General features: G+C 66.6%; 11 protein-coding genes. 7 read left to right on the plus strand and 4 right to left on the minus strand.

Annotation, left to right across the window (positions count from 1 at the left end):
- Positions 1–13: 13 nt before the first annotated feature.
- The 5 genes from ACLLJJ_RS31115 (at position 14) to ACLLJJ_RS31135 (ending at position 3,709) form a co-directional block, all read left to right on the plus strand.
- Positions 14–502 (plus strand): hypothetical protein, encoded by a 489-nt coding sequence (locus ACLLJJ_RS31115; RefSeq protein WP_185298071.1) that lies wholly within the window; start codon positions 14–16, stop codon positions 500–502.
- Positions 503–561: 59 nt separating this feature from the next.
- Entirely contained in the window at positions 562–1,359 is a 798-nt protein-coding gene (locus tag ACLLJJ_RS31120; protein ID WP_185298070.1) for a DUF317 domain-containing protein, read from the plus strand.
- A 36-nt stretch (positions 1,360–1,395) separates the two neighbouring features.
- Positions 1,396–2,451: a SpaA isopeptide-forming pilin-related protein gene (locus ACLLJJ_RS31125; protein ID WP_185298069.1), complete on the plus strand. Its 1,056-nt coding sequence runs from the start codon at positions 1,396–1,398 to the stop codon at positions 2,449–2,451.
- 290 nt (positions 2,452–2,741) lie between these two features.
- Positions 2,742–2,996 carry a GFA family protein gene (locus ACLLJJ_RS31130; RefSeq protein ID WP_434597422.1) on the plus strand — a complete coding sequence of 85 codons (255 nt, stop codon included), beginning with the start codon at positions 2,742–2,744 and terminating at the stop codon, positions 2,994–2,996.
- An 83-nt stretch (positions 2,997–3,079) separates the two neighbouring features.
- Positions 3,080–3,709, plus strand: coding sequence for a class I SAM-dependent methyltransferase (locus ACLLJJ_RS31135; RefSeq protein WP_185298068.1), 630 nt, complete (start codon positions 3,080–3,082; stop codon positions 3,707–3,709).
- 110 nt (positions 3,710–3,819) lie between these two features.
- Here the strand turns inward: ACLLJJ_RS31135 and ACLLJJ_RS31140 are convergent, their stop codons facing one another.
- Both ACLLJJ_RS31140 and ACLLJJ_RS31145 read right to left on the minus strand, forming a co-directional pair.
- The gene (locus ACLLJJ_RS31140) at positions 3,820–6,297 is read right to left on the minus strand and encodes a site-specific integrase (protein WP_258049749.1); all 2,478 of its coding nucleotides are present in this window, start codon (positions 6,295–6,297) and stop codon (positions 3,820–3,822) included.
- Entirely contained in the window at positions 6,294–7,583 is a 1,290-nt protein-coding gene (locus ACLLJJ_RS31145; RefSeq protein ID WP_219732120.1) for a tyrosine-type recombinase/integrase, read from the minus strand. Before ACLLJJ_RS31145 ends, ACLLJJ_RS31140 begins: the two co-directional genes overlap by 4 nt.
- A gap of 571 nt (positions 7,584–8,154) precedes the next feature.
- Here ACLLJJ_RS31145 and ACLLJJ_RS31150 point away from each other — a divergent pair.
- On the plus strand, positions 8,155–8,385 hold the full coding sequence (locus tag ACLLJJ_RS31150) for a hypothetical protein (protein WP_185298067.1): 231 nt from the start codon (positions 8,155–8,157) through the stop codon (positions 8,383–8,385).
- Positions 8,386–8,572: 187 nt separating this feature from the next.
- On the opposite strand, the gene ACLLJJ_RS31155 is transcribed toward ACLLJJ_RS31150, so the two are convergent.
- Both ACLLJJ_RS31155 and ACLLJJ_RS31160 read right to left on the minus strand, forming a co-directional pair.
- A complete protein-coding gene (locus ACLLJJ_RS31155) occupies positions 8,573–10,096 on the minus strand; it encodes a gamma-glutamyltransferase (RefSeq protein ID WP_258049748.1) in 1,524 nt (507 codons plus the stop codon).
- Between the two features lie 150 nt (positions 10,097–10,246).
- A complete protein-coding gene (locus ACLLJJ_RS31160) occupies positions 10,247–11,560 on the minus strand; it encodes a hypothetical protein (protein WP_185298065.1) in 1,314 nt (437 codons plus the stop codon).
- 224 nt (positions 11,561–11,784) lie between these two features.
- On the opposite strand from ACLLJJ_RS31160, the gene ACLLJJ_RS31165 reads away from it, so the two are divergent.
- On the plus strand, positions 11,785–12,138 hold the full coding sequence (locus tag ACLLJJ_RS31165) for a DUF317 domain-containing protein (protein ID WP_185298064.1): 354 nt from the start codon (positions 11,785–11,787) through the stop codon (positions 12,136–12,138).
- Positions 12,139–12,194: the final 56 nt, after the last annotated feature.

The following is a 12,194-nucleotide window of genomic DNA, read 5'->3' on the forward strand; positions in this document are numbered from 1 at the left end:
CCGGAGAGACCTCTTGTCCCTGCAGGCCCCCGAGTTCTTCGCCGAACTGTGCCTCCCCTTCACCGACCACGCCGTCGTGGGCAACACCTACTACGCCACCCCAGCCCCGGGCGCACCCCTGCGTCTGCGGATCGGCTTTACCGGAACGATCCACGCGGACACCTACGGCGGCCTGCGCCTGGCGATCATCCACGCGGACCGCGGAGAGATCGACGCCGTGGCCCTCAGCTTCGTGGACCACGGAACCTTCCACCGCCGAGACGAAGCCCAGCGCACCATGGTGCGCACCAAGCAGTACGGCACGTTCGACACGTACCACCGCCCCGGCCAGCCACCGTGGGAGGGCGCCGTCACCACCGGGCTGCGCGACGCCATCGAGCAGTACAGCGCAGTCTGGTTCCCCGGTGCCTGGCCCGCGTCAGCGTCGGGCCGATCTGCGGGCCGCGCAGCCCGTACGGTTCCCTCCCCGCCCGCCACTCTCAGTGGTGGCCGCGCGCGCTGATCCTCAGCCCGAACCCACCGCCCAGCGTTCCGCGCAGGCTTCCCGGCAGGAGCCCCTGCATGTCTCCCGATCCCCTCGGCGGCCTCGACTCAGCCGAGGCCGTGAAGATCCTCCCGCGCCATCTCGCCGGCCCCGGTCCTATGGACCTCAAGACGGCCTGGCCCTTCCCCTTCGACGAGAACTGGGCACTGCACCAGCTCGATGAGGACACGGCCTATACCCACAGCCCGTGTCTGCGCCTGTGGACCCGCTTCGCCGCGCACCCCACAAGTCTGGACAAGGGGACGTGGACCATCGCTGCAAACCATCGCCCATTCGAATCGGCGGTCTGGCGGATCTCGCTCGACGCCACCACCCCCATCGAGCTGCTGCACGACCTCCACGCCCGCCTTCTCGACCTCTACCTGGAAGACCGCGACAGCGACCACGACCGGCTGTTCGCGGACACAACGGCACCGCATGAGGCGTACACACCGTTGCTCGCCCGCGGCTGGAGCCACGACATCAAGACCGACGGCACCCAGACCTTCCGCTCCCCGGATGGGCACGGCACCGTGCGGCACTGGTATGCGGCCGACGGAATCCTCGGCTCCGCCGGACCTCAATGGCTGGCCTGGAGCGGACCCAAGCCAAGACCGCACTGGCAAGCGCGCTTCTCGTTCAGCACGCCCCCGACACTCGTCGCGGCCTTCACCGCCTCGCTGATCTCCACCGAACCGTTGCAGCGCACCGTCCAGGACATCGCCTTCCCCACACGCCAGCACCTCCGCGTCGCCAACCCGACAACCAAGCAACCGCCCAGCTACTCACCCGTCGCCCCGCCGCCAGCAGCCTCGGCTGCCGGCCGTCCTCGATGACTTCTCCACCCCACCTGATCAAGGAGCCCCTTCCCTGTGCATGCTCGTATCGTCCGCGGCGCCGTCCGATCGGCTGCCCTCGCCGCCGCGGTGACCGGCACCCTCACCTGGGCGCCAACCGCATCCGCCCAGCCGTCCGAGCCGACACCCTCCGCCTCCACCTCTCCCATCGAGACCCCCGCTCCGGACGCAGGCAGCATCGCGATCACCAAGAAGGACACCGCCGGGGACGTTCTGTCGGGCGCGGCGTTCCTCCTCCTCGATGCCACCGGTCAAGAGACCGGGCGCGGGAAGACCGACGCACAGGGGAAGCTGACCTTCCCCGACCTCCCTCCCGGCATCTATCGGCTGAAGGAAACGTTTTCCGGAAGCCCGCTCCACGAGGTCGTTGCCGACCAAGACGTCATCGTCACCCCAGGCGCGACCGCGCGGCTGACGATCACCGACCCGTTCAAAGCCGCCAAGGTCCTCCTCCAGGCCAAGGACGACAAGACGGGAAAGCTCTTGCCCGGCTCCACCGTGAACATCGGAACGGGCAGCGACACGCTGCTCACCCTCACTACCGGGTCGCAGGGGACGGCCACGGGTGAGCTGCCCATGACCAGCCGAAAGACTGAGTTCTGGGTCAAGCAGGTCAAGGCTCCCCAGGGCTACGACCTCTACAAGCCCGCGAAGACCTTCGCCGCAGGCCCCGGTGCCCCGGTCACCGTGACCGTCACCAACGCCAAGACCTCAACCACACCGAAGCCCGACCCGTCCGAGAAGCCGACGGACAAGCCCACGCCGAAGCCCGACGACCCCTCCGAGAAGCCGACGGACAAGACGACCGACATCCCCTCAGACGGGGCGCAGCCCACCCCCGCCGACTCCGCCACACCGGACGCCGAATCCTCACTTCTCCCGGAGGCAACCGCGACCGAGGAAACGACGCCGAAGACCCCGACCGGCTCCCTCGCCCATACCGGAGCCGACGCGACCCCGTGGATCCTCGGCAGTGGCGGACTCTTCGTCGTCGCGGGCAGCGCCGCCCTCATCGCGGCTCGCCGCCGACGCACGGACAGTTCCACCGACGACGGACCTAGCGAGAGCTGACCTTACTCACGGTATGACGCAGAGCCCCCGGAATCATTCGATCCCGGGGGTTCTGTCGTGGATGCGTATCCGATGCGAGCGGAGGCGGTGTGCAATGCGGCCGATTCACCCGCCCGCCCATGCATGGCCCTTGGGTATCGCCGAACCGTGAAGACTCGTACGCGCGTTCACCGTCAGGGGTGGACTTGCCGCCTCTTTGGTGTCGGGCAATACCGAACGCCAGCGCGAGCGTGCAGAGGTGCGGCAAGCTGCCGCAGGAAATCAGAGTTCTCGCACCAGAGGAGCCACCCATGGCCGAGTCGATCGTCGTCCCCGACCTATGGACCGGGCACTGTCAGTGTGGCGACCACGCGTACCAGGCGACCGGTATTCCGAACGACCCCCACCTCTGCTCCTGCGAGCACTGCACGCGCCTGTCCGGAGCGCCGGCGATGGCGTGGGTCGGATTCCACAGGGACGCTCTGAAGTGGACGGGCCCGGTAGGTGCGCCGACGTACTTCTCCACTTGGCTTCTCCGAACTACCGAGGCGTCCCGTGGTCAGTGACAGGACGATCAGTCCTGCGGGGAAGGGGGCCGGTATGGGGCCGGAGAACTGCTGTGAACGGCGCGGGTGTTAGCTTCCTCCCCGTGTGGAAATACCAGGACGAGACCAGGACGGCCTACGACGGGGTCGTCGAACTGTATGCATCGCTGTTCGCTAATCGGTTGGAGACGCAGCCGTTCGCGCGGAACATGATCGGCACCTTCGCCGAGCTCGTGCGTGGCACGGGGAACCTACGGGCAGCCGACGTCGGGTGCGGACCCGGCCACTTGACGGCCATGCTGCACGACTTGGGGTTGGACTCCTTCGGGCTTGACCTCTCCCCGGCTATGGTCGCCCACGCCCGGCGGGCCCATCCGGGGCTGCGGTTCGACGAAGCACGAATGGAGGCCCTGCCGGTCGAGGACGGCGCGCTTGGTGGAGTGTTGGCCCACTACGCGATGATCCATACCCCGCCTGAAGAATTGCCCGCGCTACTCGATGAGCTGGTGCGTGTCCTGGCACCAGGGGGCCTGCTCCTGGCGTCCTTCTTCGGAACCGAGGGGCCGGAGCCTGTCCGCTTCGACCACAAGGTGGCGCCTGCCTATAGCTGGCCGGCGGACCAGTTTGCCGAGTTGCTGACCGGGGCCGGACTCGTCATGGTGGCTCGGTTGCTCCACGACCCGGCGTCAGAGCGGGGCTTCCTCGACACCCACCTACTGGCCCGCAGCCCGTAGAACTGGCCCGTGGTGGGGCCGAGGAGGCGTAGATTATCCGTGGCTGAAGCCGTCCAAGCGCCGCGCTCTGCGGCGGTGTCCGCTGAGCACGCCGGAGTAATGCCATTCAGTCACGCAGGCCCCGGCGGGGTTGCCACCCCACTGGTACGAGCAGCGATCTCCCGGAAGGTAGGAATCCCCAGGTCGACAGACTCCTGCTTCTGGGAGATCTGGGCGTCGAGTTGGGCAAGCTTCTCCTCGGCGTGGGTCAGGCTGCTCTGCAGCCCCTCGATCTCGCCGAACCAGCCTTCCCTTTCGGCTTCCAAGATGCGCGCGAGGAGGTTGTCGCGGATTTCGACAAGCCGGGGACGCTCTGTCGCGTGGACGATCAGGACGGGGCATCGGACACAAGCGTGTTCGTGAGCACAGTCAGTTCCGTATGCACGGCCGCAGTCGCCCAGGGCGAGCTTGCGGCGCTCAAAGTGTCCGAGAAACTCTCCCCATTCCTCAGGTGTGACGGTGCGGTATTCATCGGCAGGCCGCAGAGCCCGGCGCCGGGCGATGAACGCTCGATGTGCCTCGATGGCATCAGTGGGGTAGATCGCGGCGTATCCCATCGTCGTTCCGATGTGGTCGTGACCAGCGATGACCTGGGCGATGTGAGGTGGCAGGCCGTTGAGGATGGAGTCCGTGATGAAGATCCGGCGGAAGTCGTGGGGCTGGAAGATGAGGGGGTCACCCGCGCTGTCCGTCAGACCTGAGGCCAACAAGGTGACGTCGAGTCCCCGACGGATCGTCGCTCGTGACAGCGGACGCAGGTAGCCACCAGAGCGATCCTGGAACAGGAGAGGCATCGGCGGGTTCCAGACCCGTTCATAGTGGTCATAGCTACGAAGAACAGGGACTCTTCCGTCCGAGCCTCGGACTCGAGAGACGACCGTGCTTAACACGTCCGCCAGCTCCGGCGTGACCAAGACAAGTCGCTCTTGATCCGTCTTCGACGGGGCGATCTGCAAGAGTGGAACGGTCTGTCCGGTGGTAGGGAGCTTGTAGGTGACGATGCTGTGATGCCCCAGCTCGAGGAGTTCCTCGATGCGGATGCCGGTCTGCCGCAAGATCTCGATGGCAGCCCACCCCCAGAATGCGCTGCGCTCCTCACCCGCGAACGAGCGCCGGGTGCCCTTCGCATCCCAGGCATGGATCGGACGCCCGTCAGCGCATTTACTGAAGCGCGGAACCCTGAACGTCTCACCAAGCACGCTGAAATCCGAACCGAGCGGGGCAGCGTTGAGTGCATCGAGACGCATCGTGGCCTCTTTCAGCAGGCGGTGAGCCGTCTTCACCAGCGTGGGCAGCGCCGGCAGGCGCTCGCGAGTACGTTGGTCCATGCGGGCCTTGAGCTGCTTCTCAGCCTTTCTTCCCGAGCACTCGGCTTCGCTGATCGGGCAGGGCGCCACCCAGGCAGCCCACTGGCCGGGGTCTTCCACTGCCCACTCCGCCAGGTCCAGGTAGAAGGCTCTGACCTGGGTTTTGATCCCGATTGCACCTCGGCGTGGCTCTGTGAACTCACGAAATGATCCGTCGGGCAGACGCTTGCGGACGGTCTTCGTGGCGAGGCGGACCTTCCAGGCAGTGATCACCTCGGCAGGAAGCCGAAGAGAGTCGATGCCCGGATGATGCCGCTCCAGGTCGCCCCAGAACCGAAGCGCCAGCGAGATCGTGAGCGCCTGCAGTGTCGTGAAGTCGAGCCCTACGGACCGATGGGAGAGGTAGGCGACCAAGAGGTCGCGGATCGGACGGCACTGCAGTTCGTAGCGGTCGACAAGGTCCGCTGGGGTGAGTTGCCCGGTGCGGTTCGAGATCCGGAACAGTGTGTGCGGTGCGTCTGCTGGAAAGAGACCCAAGTCGCGTAGCCAGGTGTAGGCGAGCTGGATTCGTCCATTGCTGTTGCTCGGATTCTTGCTCTGCCAGAGCAGCAGATCGCCGACGACGATGTCCTCGATGGCACCGCCTCGGCAGGCCAAGATCTCCGCGATGGTCTTCAGTCCGGACGAGATATTCGCAGCCGAGATGTTCGTCGGCAGTGAAGCCCTCAAGCGGGCGAACCCCTCGGGGTCGCGTGTGGTCTCCAGAGCCGGCCGAAGATGCCGCGATCTTGACCCGATGAGGAATTCCGGGTCGGGTCTGACGGCATCCGCGCAGAGCAGCGCCAGCAGCCCGACGAGGAGCGTTTCACGGCGAGATACTCGCCCTTCCGGGCGGGCCCAGGCTGCGAAGGCATCCCGCCACCCCTGCGACGCAATGTGCTGGCCGTGGGCAGGGCTCTTCTGCCAGCGCTGTTGCCAGGTTTCTCCCGGAAAAGTCATTAGCCAGTCGAGGAGGAGACGGGCCCCGAACATCCGATTCGCCTGGGCGCTGGGTTCCACAGCTCGTAGCGGTGGGCGAATCAGCCGCTTAAGGACCTCTTCACGCGTGACCGAGGTCGCTTCCCACGTGCTTGGTCGTTCCCGATACGGGAATCGGTTCATCAGCGTGAGCGCTTCGGCGCCCACCATGCTTGTGACCCGCGGAACGAAGCTCGAGCCGACGTGGGTCGCAGTGCTCGTCATGACGCGTCCCGGCCGAAGAGGATGGACAAGGAATCGGGGTTGTAGGACGGCTCGTCAACAGGCACAGGAGTCTCCTCGCGTCGCTTCTCCTGACGGGCGTGGTGGGCAAGGCCGGCTCTGATGACGTCGTCCCTGGTCGGACGGTTGTAGATGTCCAGGGTCGACAGGTACTTGTGGCCGAGGATCTTTTGCACGTAGACCGGCGGCATGTTCGGGTCATCGAGCATGAGGAACGTCGCCGTGTGCCGCAGATCGTGAAGGGTCCAGTTGGCGCCCAGGAGATCGTTGGCGCGGTTGAACATCATGCGTGCCGCGTCGTACTCCAGCGGCCGCCATGGGCGCCGCAGCGTCCACCACAGCGGATGGTGACGGCCTCGAGGGACGCCCTTCTTCCAGGCGGACTCTTGGTAGAGCCGCAGCCAGACGAACGCGTCCGGGGTGGTGGCCAGGTCCTGGTAGTCGCGGGTGCCCTTGCGGATCACACTGACGGTCTGCTCGCCGACAACCGCGCCGCCCTGCTTGACCGTGAGCAGCTCCTCGGCGCGGGCGCCAGTAGCGACCCAGAAGGCCAGCAAGGCGCGGTCACGATGAGAGCGGAGCCCGGCAAAGACCTTGGTGAACATCTCGTCAGGAATCCGCCGCGGGACCCGCTGCGGAACGGTCGGCCGGTAGAGGCCCGTGCGTCGGTTCCGGTGCTTCTGCCCACCATCACGCTGTGTCCCGAGCTGGGACGAGCGGCGCCCACGGGCCAACGGGAAGGGGTTCACCAGCAACGAACCGGTGTTTCCATCCAGATGGAAGTTGTAGAACTCCCGCAGCACCGTCTCGCAATGAGCACGGGTTGCCGGCGAGTACTTGGTCCCGACCGTGGGTTTACCAGTCACCGGATTCGGCGTCCCCGGTGTCGGCCTGTCAATGCGAGGCGGCGGGACCTTGGAGAGAGCCTTGCCGCGATGGCGCCAATGGACACGCTTTGGCTTGTCCGCCACCTTCATCCACAACATGAAGTCCCGGGCGTCTTCCCGGGTCGCACGGTCCCACTCGATCCCGAGCGCCCATAAGAACCGGAACCAGCGCAGCAGATCCATGCCGTACGAACGTGGCGTCAACGGCGAGCTGTCCCTCGCCATCAGCTCCTTGAGGTAGAGCGCAGCGGGCTCGACCGGCCTCCCGCGTCCATCCAGCACCCTGTACGGCTCCCAGGGATCTCCCGTCTTCAGCAACTGGCCTAACTCTGGCAGGACAAAGTTCTTCAGGTCCCTTCCGGACCGCTGCTCATCAAGCACATCGGGAAGCTAGCAGATACCTGTTCTGACCTGCGAAGACAGCTGAGTTAGTTCGGTTAACAGGCCCGACGCTTCATCGAGGGTCCTGCCAGCGCTGCCGCACCCAGCTCACCTCCGTCGCGGACGGCTCGGACATGATCATGGTTGCGATCTTCAGTCTTTCCCGCAGCGCTGAACTGGCCCCGGTCGGATACAGCTACCGCGAGGAGGCGGCGCCTTGGATGGCTATCACGCTCGCGCCCGACCCGCAGCGCCGGACATGACGGTTTGCGCTGAGCCCCGGTACGAGATCGGCGCGTCCCCGCGGGCATTGCAGCCCTCATCTGCGATCAGCGAGGCCACCTTTTGCCTCGGCGGACTGGGAGCTCTGACACTTCGACCGAACCAGTTCCTGAACGCCTTACCGCGGCTCGACCGGAAATCCCGGAAACGGTTCGGACGAACCGTTTCCGACGCTACCTGCTGCCGTCCTAACGCCTATTCAGGGCGATGCTCCCACCCCGTTCGGGCTGAGGGCGTCTCATTACGCAAGTCCCGGACAAGACGCCCAACAGGCGATAAGACTGATCGCATGGCTACAGAACCCCGCCCCTCCATCGTGTCCTCATGCATCGAGCTTCTCGAGCGTCTCGCCCAGTTCAGCGAGAAGGTGACGAGAACGCTGCGCGGGGTGACCAAGACGTACAAGGAAGCCGAAGCAGCACGCAGCCACCTACGCGACGCCCGCAAGTTGGCTACGCAGCTGCGCAGGGCCGTCGTTGCCTTCTTCAGGCCCGAGGGCGGAACTGCCGAAGCCTGCTAGACCATGGGCCGGCCGGGTAATGCTGCGCTGCCAAGCAGTCGCCATCGTCCGAGCCGGCCCCGCCTACCCGATGCCGGCGAGGACATCCTGGTCGGGGAGCACGTCCACGCTGATGCGCCACGGCCGGTGCCCGTCCACACGGCAGACCACCCACAGACGCGGCACCCCGGACGCCGCCCGGGCCGGACTAGGTGCGTGCGGGAGGCAGGTCGTAGCGGCTGACGGCCAGGTACGTTTCCGGCGTGGCTGCTTCGAGGAGACCCTCGTCGCCTTCCAGGTCGAGCTTCGGCTCCTGGGGACGGCGCAGCAGGTCGCTCCAGTCGCTCGTCGTTCCCCGCTCGTAGGCGTCGCGGAGTAGGGGGCGCAGCCGTGGGCGGGCTTCCTCCTGCTGCTCGCGGAAGATCCTTCGCTGGGTGAGTCGTTGTACTTCCTGGTCTTCGTCGCTGAGCCCCTGGTCGAGGGCCAGCTGATCCTCGGCGCGCAGTCCCGGGGTGCGCTGGGAGATGGCCAGATCTTCTTCGTGGAGGCGTGCGCAGGCGGCGAACAGCTTTCTGGACATGCCGAGGTGGACCTCGGTTCCAGGGATGCGGCAGGTGAGGAAGTCGTCGAGCCCCCAGGAGCGGATCTGGGCGCGCAGGGTGTGCGACTCGATATGGAGCGCCGCTCCGCGGGCGTCCGCACGCATGGAAAGGGTGAGGTCGTCGTTTTCCAAGGGGGTGGTCAGCCCGGAACGCCGGTGGCGGGAAGCGCGGTCGGCCGGTACCGGTACCGTGCGCAACTGAGAGGAGGGAGCGGAGCGCAGCGCCAGGTAAGCGAGCATCTGGGCACGGGCCGCACCGATGAGCGCATCGTCGCTGTCCCCGAGGTGGTCTTCGAGGTTGCCGGGGCCGACCGCTGCGTCGTCAGCGCCGGATCCGGCCGGGGGGAGGGGCGGCTCGCCGGAGTACAGGTCATGGTCGATCGTGAGGAAGAGGTCGTCTCCGGGCCGAACGGACGCCCCGACCAGGACGATGCGGTGCTTGTAGGAGCCGAGAATCTTGCTGCCGGCCTCCAGTTGTGCCCACCCCTTGCGGAGCTCGCCGACGCCGACGCTGCCGCCCTTGGCCTCGATCAGCCAGTACATCTCTTCCGCCTCGTGCCGTCCCCACAGGTCGGGCAGCGTCCTCTTCGGGTCCTTGAACGTGCCGCTCAGGGCGGGGATGGGGCCGCCGAGTTCGAGGTGGTGGGTCTGTCCGAGTCCCAGCAGGGAGCGGCACGCCCACTCGGTCATCGTCATGCCCAGCCGGTAGGCGGCGGCGTTCTTCGCAGTGCGTTCGGTGCCGTGCTCGTACACCGGGTTCAGGGTCAGGCGCTGGCCCTTTGCGCCCGGTATGGGGTGCCGGGGTGTGACGGGGTGCGCGCCAAGGTAGGCGTACAGCGGGGAGACCCGGGCGACGAGTTCCCCATGCGCGTACCGGGGCTGGTTCTGCAGGTGCGGGGTGACGTCGCGGCCGACCTCGGTGGCGGCCTTGATGATTTCCCGCCACGTGGTGGTCGGGGCGTACCAGCCGTCAGTTGCCGGGAACCCGTCCGACGCGCTCCACGCCTCATGCTTCGCCGTGCGCCACTGCCTCTTGGGCTTGTTCGCGGGTCCGTTACGGAACAGGACCGGTACGTCGAAGCTGTCGGCGTAGGTGAGCGGCGGCTCGTCGACGATGTGTGCAGGGATCATGAGGATCACTCTGGCACGGGTCTGGACCCTTCCGGGCGCCGTGCAACGGGCCGCCGATCTGCTGACTCCCGTCGCCATGGCGCAGTCGCGGCCATGTCCGATGGCGATGGATGTTGTCGGCCTGCCGTCCGCCTCGCCGCGTTGCGCCGCTCAGGGTCGGTCGGGCCAGAAAATCGACGGAGGCAGCCGGACGGAGGGCAGCCGTACCGCCTGGATCGGTCCGAGAGCGGCTGCTGCAGCGTGGAGGGCTTCGTCGTAGGAGCCGAGTCCAAGGACCTCAGCAGAACAGGCAGAACAATCACCGGGGCGGCGGGCATGGCCGGCGCTGCGGTCCCCGGAGCCTCGGACGTGCGCGAAGGCGTCGTCGGGAAAGTCGGCCCGAACGGCATGCCAGACCCCGACGCGTTTGTCGTCGGGCAGCCCAGCCGCTACCGCCGGCCGCATCGGCGGCATCAGGCGTTCGTGGTCCTGGACGAGGAACACCCGGTCGGTGAAGTCGACGCTGTCCCCCTCGGGGCGCTCCTGCTCCAGCCACACCCGGGCCTCCTCTCGGGTGCCCGGCCCCCACAGGTAATCCGTCGGGAACCGTGTGGTCTCGTAGCGAGTGTCGAACTCCGCCCAGTGAGCGTCATCCCAGCGACTGCCCGATACGAAGGGGATGGCCCGCACCACGACGTGCTGGTACGCATCGGCCTCCTGATCTTCCATGAGGTCGGGGGCGGTGAGAGAGCTGGCGGGCTCCATCCGCGCCCGCCCGGAACCGTTCCAGCTCAGCACGACGATCTCCCGACGCAGAGGGGCCGGGTACAGGCGCCCATTGGGAGTGGCCTGCCCCCACAGCTGGTTGATCAGCTCCGCCAGATCCCGCACGGTCCGGGCCGCCTCGACGGGGGTGTCGACATGGTGGCCGGAGGGATGGGCAACGTAGTTACGCAGCTTGGCGAGCGCGTCCTCGACCCCGCGGCTGCGCCGCCCGCGGAGCAGACCCGCCGCACGCGCCCACAGACGGAGCCCGTGCAGCATTCCGTTGAAGTCGATGGCGTGGGTGGCTACGACCAGCTTCGCCCGTTCTCGCATCATTTTGCCCGCGTGCTTCTTGACGTCGTCGTACGACGTGACGGTGTAGGAGACGTCCGGGCCCTGGGTGAGGCGGAAGGTGATAGTGCCGGCGCACCACTCCATGAAGCGGTCGCGCAACGCCTGCTCGTAGATGAGGAGCGCCTGGTCGCCGACCATGGTGTACACGTCGTAGCACAGCACGCCATATGCGAAGACGGTGCGCAGCCGCTCGAAGGAGTCGCGTGTTCCAGCCGCGACACCCGCCGCCAGGTCGCAGTCGGCGATCTGACGCTGCTGGAACTCCGCAGCGTCCTCGGGCTTCATACGGCCGCCGAGCCCATAGGGGTTGAACGCCAGCGACAGATCGTCCGCGGCGCGCAAATCTTCAAGGGGCCGGATGTCCATCTGCTTCTCCTCACGATGGGAAACGGGCCAGCATGCACCCATAGGCCCCCGGTCGGCCACCCGTTTCCCGTGGGGTGACTTCGTGAGTTCGACGCGAAGTGACTTGGAATAGCAGTTCGCCGGGGGCAGACAGGAAAAATCGCGGAAAGACTGGCCAACGCGGGCAGGGGCATGTCAACGTAGACGACCTTGCAAGAAACACCAGGTCAGAGAGGTGATTGCTCGTGACCGTAGTGCCTGTCAGCCCGGGATTTTCCACCACCACCAAAGCCCTGCGTCTGCGTGATTGGCGACTTGGTCCGGGGCAGCCCACGCTCGTCCTGGACCAGTTCTCCGCCGAGGATTTCCACCTGATCGTGGACGACCGTGCGGACGTGCACGTTAGTAGCCGTGATGGCCGTTTCTATCTCGGCTGGTTTCCGATCGGCCGCCCCGGCACCAACGGCGAGGGATGGAAAGTCGCCGTCACCGGCACGGCCAAGGTACGCGGCTACCACCTGTCCTTCGACACCGAAACGCCGGCCGAAGTCGTCGCCGCCGCAGTGGCGCGCGTGCTGGAAACCTCCCGGCGTGTCTGACGTCAGAGACTCGAGTTGGAAGTCTCGGCGGTGCTCAGGAATGCCGTGGGAATGAC

The organism is Streptomyces sp. A5-4, from assembly GCF_051131715.1.
In the GTDB taxonomy this organism is placed as follows: Bacteria; Actinomycetota; Actinomycetes; order Streptomycetales; family Streptomycetaceae; genus Streptomyces.

What these genes read in the sequence shown, in the direction of transcription:
- ACLLJJ_RS31120 (WP_185298070.1), top strand. Translation starts at nt 562, where the DNA reads ATGTCTCCCGATCCCCTCGGCGGCCTCGACTCAGCCGAGGCCGTGAAG.
- ACLLJJ_RS31130 (WP_434597422.1), top strand. Translation starts at nt 2,742, where the DNA reads ATGGCCGAGTCGATCGTCGTCCCCGACCTATGGACCGGGCACTGTCAG.
- ACLLJJ_RS31140 (WP_258049749.1), bottom strand. Translation starts at nt 6,297, where the DNA reads ATGACGAGCACTGCGACCCACGTCGGCTCGAGCTTCGTTCCGCGGGTC.
- ACLLJJ_RS31150 (WP_185298067.1), top strand. Translation starts at nt 8,155, where the DNA reads ATGGCTACAGAACCCCGCCCCTCCATCGTGTCCTCATGCATCGAGCTT.
- ACLLJJ_RS31155 (WP_258049748.1), bottom strand. Translation starts at nt 10,096, where the DNA reads ATGATCCCTGCACACATCGTCGACGAGCCGCCGCTCACCTACGCCGAC.
- ACLLJJ_RS31160 (WP_185298065.1), bottom strand. Translation starts at nt 11,560, where the DNA reads ATGGACATCCGGCCCCTTGAAGATTTGCGCGCCGCGGACGATCTGTCG.